The organism is Streptomyces aquilus (assembly GCF_003955715.1).
In the GTDB taxonomy this organism is placed as follows: Bacteria; Actinomycetota; Actinomycetes; order Streptomycetales; family Streptomycetaceae; genus Streptomyces; species Streptomyces aquilus.
In genome coordinates this window covers 126424-142338 of record NZ_CP034463.1, presented here as the reverse complement: position 1 = coordinate 142338, position 15915 = coordinate 126424, and the positions used below count along the sequence as shown (strand labels likewise).

The following is a 15915-nucleotide window of genomic DNA, read 5'->3' as shown; positions in this document are numbered from 1 at the left end:
GTCCCGCCGCTCCGAACGAGGTTCCGATGTCACGTATCCGTACTCGTGTGCGGCCCGACGCAGAAGCGTCCGCGGCCACCGACAGCGCAGCACACCGCTATGAGAACCGGCTGCTGCTGATCCTCTTCCTGGCCTTCGGGTTCGTCTTCTTCGACCGCCAGGCGTTGCCCTTCCTCGCCCCGTACATCGCCGAGGACTTCCACCTCTCCAACACCGAACTGGGCACCTTGTCCGGAGTGCTGGCCCTCACGTGGGCACTGTCCGGGCTGGTCGCCGGCCGTCTGTCGGACAAGCTCGGCAGACGCAAACCGATTCTGATCGCCGCGGTGGTCCTCTTCTCCTGCTTCTCCGCGGCGGGCGGGCTGATGACCGGCTTCCTGGGTCTGCTCGTCGCCAGGGCCCTGATGGGCATGGCGGAGGGTGCCGTGCTGCCGCTGGCCCAGTCGCTGATGGTGGAGGCGTCCCGGGACAGCCGGCGCGGGCTCAACATGGGGCTGCTCCAGGGCTCGTCGGCCGGTCTGATGGGCGGGATCCTCGCCCCCCCTGGCGGTGGTGTGGATCGCCGAGCTCCACGGCTGGCGCACTGCCCTGCTCCTGACGATCGTGCCAGGTCTGCTCATCGCGGTCTGGATCGCGAAGTCGGTCAGGGAAGTACCGCCCGGCGGCCCGGCCCAGCTCGCCGCCGAGGTCATCCCTGAGACGACAGCCGGCCCCAAGCTGTCGGTGCGGGAGGTTCTGGGACATCGCAACATCGTCCTGTGCATGGCGGCCGCATGCTGCTACCTCACCTGGTTCATCGTCATCGTGACCTTTACCCCGTCGTACCTGCTGACCGTCAAGGACTTCTCCCCGAGCACGATGAGCGGCGTCATGACCTGTCTGGGGGTGGGGTGGGTGCTGTGGGGGTTCCTCACCCCGGCCGTCTCCGACCGCATCGGCCGCAAGCCGACCATGATCGCCTTCTCGGCGACAGCGGCCCTGTGCCCGCTCGCGGTGGTCTACGTCAGCGATCCGGTGGTGCTGGGCCTGGTCGTCGTGCTCACCTACACCGGGTTGGGCTGCTTCACCCTGCTCATGGCCACCATCCCCGCCGAGACGGTCCCCCGTGGCGCGCTGGCCACCGCACTCGGGCTGGTCATGGGAGTGGGCGAGTTGGCCGGCGGCTTCCTCGCCCCGGTGATCGCCGGGCGCGCATCGGACGTCTGGGGCCTGCAGACGGCGATGTTCATCTCCGCCGGCGGAGCTGTCGTGGTCGTCCTGCTCTCTCTCGGCCTGCGGGAGACCGCTCCGCGGGTGCTGCGCCGACGGGCCGAGCGGGCCGCGGCCGTGGTCGGCTCGGGCGCAGTGGTGGCGGGAGCGGCCGAATGAGCGCCGACACGCGGCGGATGCAGGCCGCTGTCTGGTACGGAGCCAGGGACGTCCGCATAGCCGAGGTGGACGTCCCCGCACCCGGGCACGGCGAGGTACTCATCGAGGTCGCCTACTGCGGCATCTGCGGCAGCGACCTGCACGAGTACGCCGACGGCCCGCACGCCATCCCCGTAGCGGAGCCGCATCCGGGCTCAGGTGCGACAGCCCCGCTCGTCCTCGGCCACGAGTTCTGCGGCACGGTGGTGGCGCTCGGGGCGTCGGTGACCCACCTGACGGTCGGTGACCGGGTGGCGGTCGAACCGAACTACCGGTGCGGGGAGTGTGCACGGTGCCGGGCCGGTGAGTACAACATCTGCCGGCACTTCGGGTTCGCCGGACTGATGGGGAACGGAGGCATGGCCGAGTACGCCGCCATCCCCGCCTACATGGCGCACCGCCTTCCCGAGAACGTGTCGCTGGAGCAGGCCGCGCTCTTCGAACCGGCCTCGGTCGCCCTGCACGCGCTGCAGCGTGCCGGGGCCACCCCCGAGACCGTGACGGTGGTCGGCCTGGGCCCGGTCGGCCTGCTCACCGTCCGGCTCGCCCGGGAACGCGACGTGCGGCGCATCGTCGCCGTCGACGTCGCGCCTGCTCGCCTGGAACTCGCGGCCGGTCTCGGCGCCACCGATCTGATCGACGCGGGCCTGGAGGGAGGCGCCGGGGAGCGCATCCGCGAGCTGACCGGCGGCGAGGGCGTGGATGTCGCGTTCGAGGTGGTGGGCTCCGAGAGCGCCCTGCGCACCTGTCTGGCCGCGACCCGGCGTGGCGGCCGGGTCGTCCTCGTCGGCCTGGCCCCGGAGGTGTCCCTGGACACGTTCGCGCTGGTCAACAACGAGCAGTCGATCGTCGCGAGCGTCGGCTACCGCGACACCTATCCGGAACTCATCCGGCTCGTCGCGCAGCGGGGGCTGGACCTGACACCGGTCATCACCTCGACCATCGCCCTGGAAGGCCTGGTCGCCCAGGGCTTCGAGACACTGATGCGCGGTGCGGGGGACCAGGTCAAGATACTTGTCGACCCCGCCGCACGCCGTGACCGCCTCGTCTCCTGCGCGGCATCAGCCGGAACCGCGACGCCTGCCACCTCGGACAGCCGGAGGAGGTGCTGAGGCTGAAACCGGTCCCGGGCGGCCGAGCACACGACGGACGGCACCCGCGTGAACGCGTCGATGCCAGGCTCGGCCGCCACGGGCTCCTGCCCCGGTCTGCTCGTGCGGTCCCACTGGGACGGGCTCGACCGGGTGCCGGAGATCACCCCGTGGTCTGCTCCTCGCACACACCCGCCGCCCCTCGCGACGACGAGGAGGACGACGGCTGCCCATGCACTCCTCGGCATGTCGGCAGGCGTCGTTCTCACCGACCGCGGACGGCCCCCCGCCATGGTGGGCGCGACCGTGACGTGGCAGCACACCAGCGGTACTCTCGCCGGGAGACAGCACCAGGCACCTCCGACGGCCCCTCACGTCAGAGCACGAGGCCCAGCCCAGCGGCCGCATCGACTCCCCGTCGCCAGGGCAGAACAGTCCTGCACCACAGTCGTCAGGGAGACGCGGGCTGGAAAGGAGATTCAGGTGAACCTGCCTATCGTCTCCCGCGTGTCCACGCAGTCGGTCGATCCGGCGGACCGCATCGACTTCTGGGAGGAACACAACCGCCAGGCTCTGGTGGGCTTGACGTGCTCGTCGTACGCGCGGGAGGGCCTGCTGGCCACGGAGACGAATGTCGAGCTGGGCGACCTGCGACTGGCCGAGATCGCCGGCAACGAGCATGTCATCGAACGGACCCCACGGACCTGCCAGGCCCTGCCGAAGGACTCGATCTTTGTCACGTTGTTGATGGCAGGCAGCGGAGTGTTCTTCCACGAGGGCGGCTGCGTGACCCTGCAGACGGGCGACCTGATTCTCTATGACACGAGGCGGCCCTATCTGTTCGGATTCCCTTCTCCCATGCGTCAGTTGCTGGTGGACATCCCGCGTGAGGTGTTCGCCGCGCAGTGCGCCCCGGGCGAGGTGTCCGCACCGATACTGCTCGGCAGGGGGTCGGCCACCGAAGGTGCCCAGGCTTCGGCGCTGGAGGCAGTCCTGGCCGACTGGGTTGCGGGGCAGGGAGGTGAGGACTCGGTCAGCACCGAGGCCACCGTGCTGGACCTCGTCCGTACGCTGGCCGCGCCGAGGCTGGGCGGCTCGGCGTCGCCCGCCATGCTCTCCCAACTGGCGGTGGCCAAGGACTACATAGCCCGGCACCTTGCCGATCCCGGGCTGAGTCCGGGTCTGGTCGCGGAGGCGATCGGAGTGTCCGCGCGGCACCTCAGCCGGATCTTCCAGCCGACGGGGGTGAGCCCGTCCCGATACATACTCGAACAGCGGCTCGGCAAGGCCCGGCAGGTGCTCGCCGAGCCTGGTTCCCGCCATCTGACGATCGCCGAAGTCGCCCATCGCTGGGGCTTCGCCAGCCAAGCCCACTTCACCCGGGTCTTCCGGAGTCGTTTCGGCTGCACGCCCGGAGAGACGCGCCCGCTCACCAGCTGAACCCGGGAACGAGGCGCACGGACTGCGACTGGGGGAGCATGTGTGGTTCCGCCACGCCGAGGCGGGCGAACTGGGCGAACGCGTCAACATGCTCCACCTGGTGTCGGAGGTGGCTGGTGACCACGGAACGACCGTTCCCGTCCCGTGAGCACGGACCGCCCTACTGGGCATGGTCTGGTGCGGCTTCCGGCGACCGCTTGCCCTCTCGACCTGCGACGCGCTGTGCGCCCGCTTCCCGTCCTTCCGCGCTGCAGCCCCACCTAGGGCAGCCGCGGCGCCGTCCCTGGCGCTCGGAACGACCTGATCGTGCTCGGTCGCAAGAGCTCACTCGCCGGCGCCCTCGCGGTCTGTGCCCTGCCACGGCTGCTGGACCTGGACGCGCCGGGTCTGGGCGGAGAACGACGGAGGGCAGAAGTGAGCGCGTACAGCCATCAGCTGACGTGACAGCCGTGCCCGCTGCCGGCCAAGCATGAGCCCCAGTTCCTGCTGAGGCATGCGGCCGCTGCAGTCTTCGAGGGGTATTCGGCCCTGCCGTCTCCGGTGGCTCCGTAGCCCTCTTCCCGCACCGGGACTTCCACTGGTTTCCGCTGCAGACCATCACTCTGGTAAGCGTCCCCATCAGTAGCGTCAAGGACTCCACTTCCGTGCCCGCCAGGACGCAGGGCATCGACGCGGGCAAACAGCTAGAGCGGACCTGCGGCTGGCTGATGCCGCACCTCCGCCTGACACGCGACCACGAGGCAGACCAGTTCTAAACGCCTACGGAGACGCGCAGTTGGTGCATGCGGAGGGCGAGTTGGGTGTCGAGCGCCTCCGGTCCCCGCCAACCGCTGCCCAGTACGAGGTCGATGCGGTCCAGGCGCTTGAGCAGCGTGTTGAGATGGACCTGGAGGGCCCGTGCGGTCTGAGCCAGGCCTCCACGGTTCGCGAAGTAGGTCACAGCAGTAGTGACAAGGTCGGTCGAGCGTTGAGCGTCGTATGCGAGGAGGGGACCAATGGTGGCTGAGATGAAGCGGTCCAATTCATTGAGGCGGTCAGGGGCGAAGAGGAGCGAGTAGAGCGCATAGTCACTCGTTGTGGCGCTGTGGTCGGTCTTACCCAGAGCGAGTGCAAGATCGAGGCACCGGCTCGCCGTCGTGAATGCGCGGGCCCAGTCGTGGCCCTGAACATGTTCACCTATGAGATTGACGTCGCGGTCGAGCTGCTGGCGGATGGCACGGTGTGCGCTGGCGACAGCCTCGTCGACGTCTTCAGCGTGCAGGAGCATCGTGGCTCGGCCGAGGTACTCACCGGCCAGGCCCGCGTGGCTGTGTGCGTATGCGTGGAGTTGGCGTGACAGCTCAATAGTGGCAGCCGTCGTGGAGTCGGCGACCACGAGGAGGTTGAGCGCGTCGACATCGATGCCGCGCGCGCGTGTACGTGCCCGTTGAGCTGCGCTGACGGACGGGCTGTTGACCAGCAGCTCTGTCATCAATTCACCGCTCAGCCGCTCGGCCGCGTCGGCGACCGCGTTCTCTTTCAGGATCATCAGAGCGACGATGTGTGTGGCTCTCTCGAGCATGCGCAAGTCAGCCGAACTCGGGCTGGCGGGCTGACTCCAGACGAGAGCTCCCAGGTAGCTGTCTCCGGCCTGGACGACGGCGACGCTGTGCGTGGCGGATGCGTCTTGCTGGGTCACGCATCGTCCCGTGCGACGCGCGCCCTCAAGGGCTTGCTTGATCCCGGGCCACACCGCATCGCCGCTGTTTTGGAGGGTCTGGTCGACGCCTGCGCTCGCCAACAGTGTGTTGTCGCGACCGAGAAAGATCACCGTGCCACCCATCTGGTCGGCCAGGTGGCGGGCGACGTCCTTCGGTCCACCGCCGGTGAGGACGACGTCGGTGAGCGCCTCGTGAACGGCTTGCGAGCGTTCGATCGTGGCAACGTGCTCTTCGATGACCCGGTAGGCCGACTGCAGCTTCTCGAGGGCGGCGCGGCTCTGGTCGTACAGACGGGCGTTGTCGAGCGCGATCGCGGCGTGATCCGCGAATGCGCTGAAGAGCGCAATCTCTTCCGAGCTGAACGACCTCTCCGAGCGGTCGGCGGCGAACAGCGCGCCGACCGCCTCACCGCGGACGAGCAAGGGCACCCCGAGCAGCGCGACCAGGCCTTCTCGTGCGACGAGTTCGTCGAATTCGTGAACGTGATGGAGATCGTCGGCGACGAGGTAGTTACTGACCCAGATCGGCTTGCGCCGCCCGATCACCTGCCCTCCGAGTCCGGTGCCGGGAGGAATGCCGGCGGCCAGGAAGTCGGCGGAGATGGTGCCTTCCGAGGCGCGGACCGACAGCGCATTGTCGGGGCCGAGCAGGGACAGGTACGTGAAGTCCGTGCCGATCAATCCGTGGGCATGGCGCACGATCGACCGCAGCACGTCGTCGAGCTCGCCCAGCGCAGTCAGTGATCTGGCGGTCGCATAGAGCGACGAGAGCTCCCGCTTGCGCCGGAGGTGATAGGCCTGCGAGCTCTCGTCGGCGGGAAAGGGCGACGCTGTCGACGTCATCTGCTTCACATCCTCCCGTCACACCGCCGTCATGGAGTGGTGTTGGAAACATGCACCACATGGCGCGTAGGAGTGGATTTTTCATACCTCTGCTGCTGAAGGAACTCTACCTAATGTGACGCATGACGGAAGACACATCGAGGTGCTTGCGAGGAGACCATGAAGCCTGAAACGCGCCTGGCCACAGGCGGGAAGACCACTCTCAGAAAGACCGGCCGGCGACGGGTCAACAAGATCGCTCTGGCTGGATCTCTGGTTGCCATGGCGGCACTGGCCACCGGCTGCAGCAGCTCATCGTCAACAGCCGCCGGATCGTCGGGCGCGGGCAACAGCGGCAATGCCGCAGGGAAGACCGTCGACTTCATCGGCTACGGCGACACCAACCAGTGGGCTGCGTACTTCAACGGCGTCTTCGAGAAGAAGCTCAAGGCCGCCGACGTCAAGCTCAAGGACCTGACCACGATGGACGCAGGTACCGCGGTACAGAACTTCAACCAGGCGATCGCGGACAAGCCCGACCTCATTGTGACCGCACTGCTCGACACCAAGTCGATGGCGGTTCCGATCGCCAAGGCGAAGCAGGCCGGTGTACCTGTGCTGGTCTTCGACGGCCGCCCCGACCCGAAGGTCGACGGTGACGTGCTTCAGGTGGTGAGCGACAACGTCGCACTCGGCAAGGCCGCTGCCGACAACATCATCGAGGGCCTCAAGGCTCAGGGGCGCAACTCCGGCAACGTGGTCGTCGTCACCGGCACCGCTTCCTCGCTGGTGACCCAGGATCGTATGCAAGGCTTCAGCGCCGAGATGGCGACCGCTCCCAGGTACAAGGTGATCGAAACCCAGGACGGCAACTGGGACCCCACGCTGTCCGGCCAGATCGCGACCCAGCTGCTGGCGAAGCACAGCTGCGACGGCATCCAGGCGGCCTACGGCATGGCGGACTACATGGCCCTCCCGGTCATCGCCTCGGCCAAGCAGGCGGGCTGCGCGGTCGGCGGGAAGAACGGTCTGATCGTCACCAGCAGCAACTGCTTCAAGGCCGGCATCGACGCGATCAAGCAGGGCACCCTCTACGGCACGGCGACCGAGGATCCCGGCACCATCGCGAACCAGACGGCGGCCTACGTCCTGAAGTACCTCAGCGGCCAGAATCCTCCGCGGAAGCAGACCGTCAAGGAAGAGCGGATCACCGCCGCCAACGTCGACCAGTACGCCGTCCAGTGCAGCCACGCATGAGCACCCAGCCTTACGACTCTCCGGCCGACCCTCCGCTCGTGCGCGTCACAGGTCTGCGCAAGACCTACGGCGACACGGTGGCCGTGCACGGCGCCGACCTCACGCTTCGGGCAGGTGAGGTGCACGCCTTGTGCGGGCACAACGGCGCGGGCAAGAGCACGGTCGTCAAGATGCTCTCGGGACAGGAGAGCCCCGAGGCCGGCACCATCAGCATCGAAGGCGAGGTCGTCCAGCTGCGCAACAGGGGCAGCGCTCAGCTGGCGGGCATTGCGCTGGTCGACCAGGAGCTCAGCGTCGTGCCGGCGCTGACGGTGGCCGAGAATCTCTTTCTCGGCGATCGCAACGCCGGGTGGGTCTACCGGCGTCGGCAGGAACGGGCTCGTGCCCGCGCCATGCTCGACGAGATGGGCCTCGCGCACGTGCACCCCGACCAGCCACTGCGCTCGCTGGGACTCGGCGAGCGACAACTGGTCGAAATCGCCAGGGCCGTGGGGCAGCGTGCCCGTGTGGTCATCCTCGACGAGCCGACCGCGACGCTCAGCGATGTCGAGAGCGAACGGGTCTATACCGCCGTACGCCGCGTCACCGCCGCGGGCTGCTCCGTGCTTTTCGTCTCCCACAGGCTCGGCGAGGTGCTCCAGCTGTGTGACCGGGTGACGGTCATGCGCGACGGCCGCGTCGTGACCGTGGCCGACACGGCGAAACTCACCGTCCAGAGCCTGATCAGGCACATCCTCGGCGAGGCGCCGGAGAACAGTCCCAAGCGGCCGGCGGAGGTCGGCGACGTAGCTCTGCGACTCCACGCGATCGCTGTGCCCGGACGGTTCGAGAGCCTGTCCCTCGAGGCTCATGCCGGGACTGTCTACGCCCTTGCCGGCCAAGTGGGGTCAGGTGCTTCCGAGGTGCTGCGCGGCATAGCAGGTCTTGAGCCGGCGATGCGCGGGCGCGTCAGCGTCGGCGGACGGCATCTGACTGCCGGGGATCCCGTTGCCGCATCGAACGGCGGCATCGCGTTCGCCTCCAACGACCGCAAGTCCGAGGGCCTGTTCCTGCGGCGTCCCGTCGGCACGAACCTCATGGCCACGAGGATCCCGGCCTTCACACGCGTCGGCGCGATCCGTAGCCGGGCATGGCGGGCATGCGAACGCCGGCTCGCGGCGTCCTGCGGACTCCAGGAGCGCCTGGGGGTCGCGGTCGGCGATCTCAGCGGTGGCAACCAGCAGAAGGTGTTCGTCGCGCGGGCGCTCGGACGCCCGGACGTGAAGGTGCTGCTCCTGGACGAACCCACCCGCGGCGTGGACGTCGGCGGGCGGGCGGCCATCCACCGGCTCGTCCGCCAAGCCGCCGCCGCTGGGATGACGGTCCTGTTCGCGTCCACCGAGCTCGACGAGCTCGTCGAACTCGCCGACGTCGTCGTCACGCTTCACAAGGGCGAGGTCGTCGCCCGGCACGACAGCGTGACCTCCGGGGACGCGCTGCTCTTCGAGATGACCCACGGCACCGCCGTGCACGAGGTGGGAGGCGCCCGGTGAGCACTGTGCAGACACCCCTGGACACCGCGGACACAGCCACGGGAGGCCCCCGGCGCGCAGCCGCCTGGAGCGATGCTGTCGCCGCCCTTGCGCTCGTCGCCCTTCTGGTCCTTGGCGCGGCAACGCACCGCTTCTACACCTTCGACAACCTACGTGCGGTTCTCACCTCTGCCAGCCTCGTCGGCATCGCCGCTCTCGGCCTGACCCTCATCGTGATCGCCGGAACGTCGGTCTCCCTCGCGATCTCCGAGACCGCCTCGGTGTGCGCCATGGTGTTCCTCGCGACCCAGTCGTGGGGGCTGGTTCCCTCACTGCTGGTCACGCTCGCCGCCGGCGCGGCGATCACCGCGCTGCAAGGCTTGGCAGTCGGGTACGGCGAGGCCAACCCCATCGTGCTGAGCATCGCGGCCGGCTTCGCTCTGGTCGGCGTGGCGACGTGGGTCACCGGAGGCACCTCGGTTGCTCCGCACGGCGCGGGTTACATCCACCTCAATGCGACGCCGGGCGGCATTGCGTCGAGTGTCTACGTACTCGTGGCCTTCACCGTCCTGCTCGAGCTTCTGCTCCGCCGATCAGGCTTCGGCAGGACGCTGTATCTCACGGGTGCGAACCGGCGTGCGGCCACTGCGGCCGGCCTTGCCGTCGGACGCACCATCACCATCGCCTGGCTTCTGGCCGGCGCCCTGTTCGCGGTCGCGGCCTCCTTCAGCGGCGCTTTCAACACCACTGCAAACATCAACCTCGGAGGCACCCTGACGTTCGACGCGATCGCCGCTGTACTTGCCGGCGGGACCCCGATCGCCGGAGGCAGCGGCTCAGCAGTTCGCACACTGTGCGGAGCCGTGCTGATCGCCGCCCTCTCCGACGTCCTGCTGCTGCGCGGCTACAGCACCGGGGCACAAGTCATGGTCAAGGGACTGATCGTGCTCGCCATCGTGGTCGTGGTCCACCTCCGATCTCGCCAAGGAGCCCGATGATGTCCCGACCCTGGATCGCCCGGGCCTTCCTGAGCCGACCTGAGCGCCTGCTGCCGACCAGCGCACTGGGCATCGCCCTGCTGGCCTACCTGGCGCTCCCCGTCTACGCGGGCGGGCCGCCACTGGCCTTCGACACCTTCAACGCACTGCAGTTCTTCGCACGCCTCGCCCCACTGGTGCTGGGCCTGGGGCTCACGATGTTCGCCGGAGAGTTCGACCTCTCGATCGTCGGCACCTACGCCCTGGGGGGCATGCTCGCGGTGCAGTACGGCGGCACCCATTGGGCCACCGGCATAGCTGTCGCCCTCGCGGCCGGCGCCGTGATCGGCGCTGTCCAAGGCGCCCTCGTCGCCCGGTTCAACATCTCCTCGATGCCGGTCACCCTGGGGACCTACATCGCGCTCCTGGGGCTGACCAAGTCGATCTCCGGCGGACTGAGCAAGACCTACGACAACATCTCGGTGACCCTGTGGGTCGACAGGCAGATCGCCGTCATCCTTTCGCCCCGAAGCCTGCTCGCGCTCGCCGCCTTCGTGGTCATCGGCTTGATCCTCGGCTGCTCACGCTGGGGACGAGAAGTCCGCGCCATCGGATCGGACCGCCGGGCCAGCCGGGTCTCCGGGGTGCGCGCCGACCGCCTGCTCATCGGCCTGTTCGCCACCTCGGGTGTGCTTGCCGCGGCCTCCGGCGCCCTGCTCAACTTCAGCCTGGGCGCGGCCAACCCCGATCCTGGAACCCAGCCGCTGATCCTGGCCGCTGTCGGCGCGCTGCTCGGCGGGGTCTCGCTGGCCGGCGGTCGTGGCACTGTCGTCGGCCTCCTGGCCGGCGCACTGACGGTGTCCCTGCTCGCCCAGATCGTCACTGCTGCCGGCCTGCAGGGCTACCTCGCCCAGCTCTTCTACGCCGCATTGCTGGTTCTCATCGTCGCCGTCGAAGCGCCGGGTCTACGCCGGGCCTGGACCCGGACCTCCGTCAGGCTGCACTCACGCCGCTCAGCGGAACGCACCAGGCCGACCGACTCGAGAAAGGTCGCATCATGACCACACCCACCCGGCTCTATACGGGCTTCCGCTTCCCCGAGGGAGGCCGCTGGCACGACGGCCGACTCTGGTTCTCCGACATGCACACCGGCGAGGTCTTCCGCGTCGATCCGGACGGCGACCAGCTGCCGGAAGTCGTCACCCGCATCGACGACCAGCCCTCCGGCCTCGGCTGGCTGGCCGACGGATCACTGCTGATCAGCTCGATGCTGCGCCGAGTCGTGCTCAAGGTCGACCTGAACGGCGGTCAGAGCATCCACGCCGATCTGTCCGCGATGACGGACGCACCGGTCAACGACATGGTCGTCGACGAGTCCGGCACCGCCTACCTCGGAGGGTTCGGCTACGACCTGTACGCCGGCGCGCCGCAGGAACCCGGCCCCCTCTTCGCGATCTCACCAGCGGGGGAGGTGTGCGTGGCGGAATCCGACATGGTCTTCCCCAACGGCTCAGTGATCCTCCCCGGCACCAGGACGCTCGTAGTGGCCGAGACCTGGGCAGCACGACTGACTGCCTTCGACATCGGCGAGGACGGCGAGTTGAGCGGGAAGCGTCTGTGGGCCACGCTGCCCGCCGGCTCCACGCCCGACGGCCTGTGCGTCGATGTCGAGGGCGGTGTGTGGGTCTCATGCATCGTGAACGGTCGCTTCATCCGCGTCCTGGCCGGCGGCGAGGTCACCCATGTCGTCGACGTGCCGGGCCGTTGCGCGGCTGACTGTGTACTCGGCGGCCACGACGGGCGCAGCCTCTATCTGCTCACGTCCAACAGCTGGCAGCCCGCGGAAACCGAGGAACGGCAGGGCTGGATCGAGACCGTCCGCGTGGACGTCCCCGGCCGACCGTAGCCCTCATACCCCTGATCACTCCCCATCCGGGCATCAACTCGTGCCGTACTTCGGGAGTATCCGTTGACCGAAAGAGACACCCATGCCTGACCAGTCCCGCGTCGCGATCGTGACCGGAGCCGCCCGCGGTATCGGTGCAGCCGTTGCCCGACGCCTCGCTGAAGACGGCCACCGCGTAGCCGTGGTCGACCTCGACGCCGCCTCCTGCACACCGGTGGTCGACGCCATCGTCGCTGCCGGCGGCTCCGCCATCGCGCTGGGAGCCGACATCAGTGAAGAGGCGGCTGTCGACGCGGCGGTCCAGAAGTGTGCCGACAGGCTCGGCGCACCCACGATCCTGATCAACAACGCCGGCATCACTCGCGACAACCTCTTGTTCAAGATGACCACCGCGGACTGGGACAGCGTGATGAGTGTCCACCTCCGTGGAAGCTTCCTGATGAGCCGGGCGGTACAGCGCTGGATGGTTCAGGAGCGATGGGGACGGATCGTTTCCATGTCGAGCACTTCGGCCCTGGGCAACCGCGGTCAGGCCAATTACGCGGCGGCCAAGGCCGGTCTGCAGGGCTTCACCAAAACCCTCGCCATTGAGCTCGGGCCTTTCGGGATCACCGTCAACGCGATTGCCCCCGGCTTCATCGCCACCGACATGCTCGAGGCCACCGCGGCACGCATGGGCAAGTCGTACGAGGAACTCCTGGCCGAGTTCGCCGGCGACATCCCGGTCGGCCGCACGGGCACGGTCGAGGACATCGCCGCGGCAGCCTCCTTCTTCGTCAAGGACGAGGCTTCCTTCACCACCGGTCAGACCCTCTATGTCGCGGGTGGTCCCCGATGCTGAACCCGGACGACAACATCGGCCTCGACGAGGCCATGACGGGACTCATGCAGCCGCGTCCACTGACCATCCCCCACATCCTGGAACGCGCCGAGCTGCTCTACTCCCACAAGCTCGTCGTCAGCTCCGGCAGCGAGCAACTCACCTACGCCGATGTCACCGACCATGCTCGGCGCCTCGCCACTGTGCTGGAAAGGCTTCAAGTGCCCCGCGGTGCCCGGGTCGCAACCTTCGCGAGCAACAACCGGCGCCATCTCGAGCTCTATCTCGCGGTGCCGGCCACCAAGCGGGTCCTGCACACCATCAACATCCGGCTCAGCGCTGAACACATCGAGTTCATCGTCAACCATGCCGAGGACGACGTGGTCTTCGTCGACCGGGCGCTGCTGCCACGGATCTGGCCCAGCGTCGAGCGGATGCCAAGGGTGCGGCACTGGGTCGTACTCCCCGACGGCAGCGACGTCGCGATCCCCTCGGATCCGCGCATCTGTGACTACGACGAACTGATCTCCAGCGCTGATGCCTTCACGGGCTCGTTCGAGCAGGCCTTCACGCTCGCAGACGAGCACCTCGCCTCAGGCCTGTGCTACACCTCCGGTACCACCGGACCGCCCAAGGGCGTGCTCTACAGCCACCGTTCGACGGTCCTGCACTGCCTGGGCACCCTCGCGGCCGGCTTCATCGGCCTGAGCGAGAACGATGTCGTCATGCCGATCGTGCCGATGTTCCACGCCAACGCCTGGGGTCTGCCCTACGGCGCAATGATGGCTGGGGCCTCGCTCGTGCTGCCGGGACCGTCAGCTGAGCCCGGGCATCTGCTCCGGCTCATGGAGACCGAGCGGGTGAGCATCGCCGCAGCAGTCCCGACTGTATGGACCAGCCTGACTCCTGAGCTCTCGGCTCACGACCTGAGCGCCGTGCGGTTCCTGTTGGGCGGTGGGTCCGCAGTCCCGGACTCGCTGTCGGAGGCCTATCGCACTGCCGTCGGTGTGCCCATCACACACTCGTGGGGGATGACCGAGGTCAGCCCGGTCGGCGCCATCGGCGGCACTCGCAGCCAGCACCGGCGGCTCAGCGCCAAGGAGCAAATCGCTGTGTGTGCCGCCCAGGGGCAGCCGCTCCCGCTGGTGAGCATGCGGCTGCTGGACATCGAGACCGGTGAGAAGCTGCCCCGTAACGGCCACTCCGTCGGCGAACTGCAGGTCGCCGGTCCCTGGGTGGCGGACGGCTACTTCCGTGTCGAGGCAGATGACAGCTTCACCGAAGACGGATGGTTGCGCACCGGCGATCTGGCAACCATCGATGCCGACGGCTACCTCCGGCTCGTGGACCGGATGAAGGATCTGATCAAGTCCGGAGGTGAATGGATCTCCTCGGTCGAGCTGGAGACTGCGATCGCCTCCCATCCCGACGTCGTCGAAGTCGCCGTGATTGCCCGACCTGACCCGCGCTGGACCGAGCGACCCGTCGCCTACGTCGCCCTCTGCGAGGGCAGTACCACCAGCGCCGAGGACCTGCTGCGGCACATCTCTCCCCTGGTGGCGAAGTGGTGGCTGCCCGATGAGTTCGTCTTCATGACCACCCTGCCGAAAACCGGCACAGGCAAGCTGTCGAAGACGGCCCTCCGAGCCTCGACCCGCACCGCATGAACCGGATCCGTCCCCGGAAAGGAGGCGCCATGCAGGACGAGCGGATCGTCATCTTGAACGGCGCACGCACTCCCGTCGGAAGTTTCGGCGGCACCCTGAGCCCAGTACCCGCCCACGAGCTCGGAGCAACGGCCGCTCGCGAGGCGCTGCGTCGCAGCGGCGTCGATCCCGCCGAGGTGGACGAGGTCGTCATGGGCTGCCTCGGCCAGGTCGGCGCCGACACCTTCAACGCCCGCCGCGTCGCCCTGGCTGCCGGTCTGCCCACGCATGTGCCGGCGTACACAGTCAACCGACTGTGCGGCTCAGGATTGCAGGCAGTGTGGTCGGCCGCGATGCAGTTGCGCTGCGGCGACGCCGAGATCGCGCTCGCCGGCGGGGACGAGTCGATGTCGCGCATGCCGTTCTACGACTTCGGCGCCCGCAGCGGCTACCGGCTGAGACACCGCGAGCTCGCCGACGGCACGCTCATGATGCTGACCGACCCCTTTCACAACATCCCCATGGGAATCACCGCCGAAAACGTAGCCGAGAAGTACAACGTGTCACGGCAGGAGCAAGACGAGTTCGCCGTCGAGTCGCAGAGCCGATGCGCCGCCGCCTCAGCGAGCGGTGTCTTCGCCGACGAGATCGTTCCCGTCGAGATCACAGGCCGCAGGACACAGATCGTCAACCAGGACGAGCACCCCAGGCCCGGAACGTCTCTCGCGACCCTTCGCACGCTCCGGCCGGCTTTTCGTGCCGGCGGCACCGTCACTGCGGGCAATTCTTCAGGCATCAACGATGGCGCCGCCGCGCTGGTGGTCGCCCGTGAAAGTGCAGCGATCACACGCGGGCTCAGCCCACTGGTTGCACTGGAAGCCGTCGCGGCGGCGGCACTGGAACCCGAACTGATGGGCTACGCCCCCGTTCTGGCGCTGCGCAAGCTGTTCAAGAAGACCGGCACAACACCCTCTGACATCGATGTGTTCGAGGTCAATGAGGCCTTCGCAGCGCAAGCTGTCGCCTGCATACGCGACGCGAAGCTCGATCCCGCACGAGTCAACCCCTATGGCGGTGCCATCGCGCTCGGCCATCCGGTCGGAGCCACCGGTGCGATCTTGACCTTGCGGATTGCGCAGGATCTGGTTCGCCGCGACCTCGAACTCGGCGTCGTCACACTGTGCATTGGTGGTGGGCAAGCCCTTGCCGCCCTGTTCCGTCGCTTGTGACAGGCATCAACGACAGCCGTCTGGTCGATCCCTTCACAACACTTCAGACCAGTGACTCCTGCTGGCATGCGATCACCGCCACACCACGTCGGCCGCCAGTTTTATGGCTA

13 protein-coding genes are annotated in these 15915 nt (G+C 68.0%); 12 read left to right on the top strand and 1 reads right to left on the bottom strand.

Features of this window, described 5'->3' with window-relative positions:
• Positions 1–26: 26 nt before the first annotated feature.
• The 4 genes from EJC51_RS48435 to EJC51_RS00675 all read left to right on the top strand — a co-directional run bounded on the left by EJC51_RS48435 (position 27) and on the right by EJC51_RS00675 (position 3938).
• A complete protein-coding gene (locus tag EJC51_RS48435) occupies positions 27–698 on the top strand; it encodes an MFS transporter (RefSeq protein WP_244362317.1) in 672 nt (223 codons plus the stop codon).
• Positions 604–1368 (top strand): MFS transporter, encoded by a 765-nt coding sequence (locus EJC51_RS48430; protein ID WP_425276774.1) that lies wholly within the window; start codon positions 604–606, stop codon positions 1366–1368. Before EJC51_RS48435 ends, EJC51_RS48430 begins: the two co-directional genes overlap by 95 nt.
• Entirely contained in the window at positions 1365–2519 is a 1155-nt protein-coding gene (locus EJC51_RS00680; protein WP_244362314.1) for a 2,3-butanediol dehydrogenase, read from the top strand. Before EJC51_RS48430 ends, EJC51_RS00680 begins: the two co-directional genes overlap by 4 nt.
• 462 nt (positions 2520–2981) lie before the next feature.
• Positions 2982–3938 carry a helix-turn-helix domain-containing protein gene (locus EJC51_RS00675; RefSeq protein WP_244362311.1) on the top strand — a complete coding sequence of 319 codons (957 nt, stop codon included), beginning with the start codon at positions 2982–2984 and terminating at the stop codon, positions 3936–3938.
• A gap of 751 nt (positions 3939–4689) precedes the next feature.
• Here the strand turns inward: EJC51_RS00675 and EJC51_RS00665 are convergent.
• Positions 4690–6480 (bottom strand): helix-turn-helix domain-containing protein, encoded by a 1791-nt coding sequence (locus tag EJC51_RS00665; RefSeq protein WP_126269192.1) that lies wholly within the window; start codon positions 6478–6480, stop codon positions 4690–4692.
• Positions 6481–6741: 261 nt separating this feature from the next.
• On the opposite strand from EJC51_RS00665, the gene EJC51_RS00660 reads away from it, so the two are divergent.
• The 8 genes from EJC51_RS00660 to EJC51_RS00625 all read left to right on the top strand — a co-directional run bounded on the left by EJC51_RS00660 (position 6742) and on the right by EJC51_RS00625 (position 15805).
• Positions 6742–7716, top strand: a complete 975-nt coding sequence (locus EJC51_RS00660; RefSeq protein WP_166682792.1) for a sugar ABC transporter substrate-binding protein — start codon at positions 6742–6744, stop codon at positions 7714–7716.
• A gap of 38 nt (positions 7717–7754) precedes the next feature.
• Positions 7755–9248: a sugar ABC transporter ATP-binding protein gene (locus tag EJC51_RS00655; protein ID WP_166682791.1), complete on the top strand. Its 1494-nt coding sequence runs from the start codon at positions 7755–7757 to the stop codon at positions 9246–9248.
• The gene (locus EJC51_RS00650; protein ID WP_126269189.1) at positions 9245–10225 is read left to right on the top strand and encodes an ABC transporter permease; all 981 of its coding nucleotides are present in this window, start codon (positions 9245–9247) and stop codon (positions 10223–10225) included. The genes EJC51_RS00655 and EJC51_RS00650 overlap by 4 nt, the downstream gene beginning before the upstream one ends.
• Positions 10222–11265, top strand: a complete 1044-nt coding sequence (locus EJC51_RS00645; RefSeq protein ID WP_126269188.1) for an ABC transporter permease — start codon at positions 10222–10224, stop codon at positions 11263–11265. Before EJC51_RS00650 ends, EJC51_RS00645 begins: the two co-directional genes overlap by 4 nt.
• Positions 11262–12110 carry an SMP-30/gluconolactonase/LRE family protein gene (locus tag EJC51_RS00640; protein WP_126269187.1) on the top strand — a complete coding sequence of 283 codons (849 nt, stop codon included), beginning with the start codon at positions 11262–11264 and terminating at the stop codon, positions 12108–12110. Before EJC51_RS00645 ends, EJC51_RS00640 begins: the two co-directional genes overlap by 4 nt.
• A gap of 82 nt (positions 12111–12192) precedes the next feature.
• Positions 12193–12951, top strand: coding sequence for a 3-oxoacyl-ACP reductase FabG (fabG, locus tag EJC51_RS00635; protein ID WP_126269186.1), 759 nt, complete (start codon positions 12193–12195; stop codon positions 12949–12951).
• Positions 12945–14597 (top strand): long-chain fatty acid--CoA ligase, encoded by a 1653-nt coding sequence (locus EJC51_RS00630; protein WP_244362309.1) that lies wholly within the window; start codon positions 12945–12947, stop codon positions 14595–14597. The genes fabG and EJC51_RS00630 overlap by 7 nt, the downstream gene beginning before the upstream one ends.
• Before the next feature lie 29 nt (positions 14598–14626).
• The gene (locus EJC51_RS00625; RefSeq protein ID WP_126269185.1) at positions 14627–15805 is read left to right on the top strand and encodes a thiolase family protein; all 1179 of its coding nucleotides are present in this window, start codon (positions 14627–14629) and stop codon (positions 15803–15805) included.
• The last annotated feature ends 110 nt before the right edge of the window (positions 15806–15915 follow it).

What these genes read in the sequence shown, in the direction of transcription:
- EJC51_RS48435 (WP_244362317.1), top strand. Translation starts at nt 27, where the DNA reads ATGTCACGTATCCGTACTCGTGTGCGGCCCGACGCAGAAGCGTCCGCG.
- EJC51_RS00680 (WP_244362314.1), top strand. Translation starts at nt 1,365, where the DNA reads ATGAGCGCCGACACGCGGCGGATGCAGGCCGCTGTCTGGTACGGAGCC.
- EJC51_RS00665 (WP_126269192.1), bottom strand. Translation starts at nt 6,480, where the DNA reads ATGACGTCGACAGCGTCGCCCTTTCCCGCCGACGAGAGCTCGCAGGCC.
- EJC51_RS00660 (WP_166682792.1), top strand. Translation starts at nt 6,742, where the DNA reads ATGGCGGCACTGGCCACCGGCTGCAGCAGCTCATCGTCAACAGCCGCC.
- EJC51_RS00645 (WP_126269188.1), top strand. Translation starts at nt 10,222, where the DNA reads ATGATGTCCCGACCCTGGATCGCCCGGGCCTTCCTGAGCCGACCTGAG.
- EJC51_RS00640 (WP_126269187.1), top strand. Translation starts at nt 11,262, where the DNA reads ATGACCACACCCACCCGGCTCTATACGGGCTTCCGCTTCCCCGAGGGA.
- fabG (WP_126269186.1), top strand. Translation starts at nt 12,193, where the DNA reads ATGCCTGACCAGTCCCGCGTCGCGATCGTGACCGGAGCCGCCCGCGGT.
- EJC51_RS00630 (WP_244362309.1), top strand. Translation starts at nt 12,945, where the DNA reads ATGCTGAACCCGGACGACAACATCGGCCTCGACGAGGCCATGACGGGA.
- EJC51_RS00625 (WP_126269185.1), top strand. Translation starts at nt 14,627, where the DNA reads ATGCAGGACGAGCGGATCGTCATCTTGAACGGCGCACGCACTCCCGTC.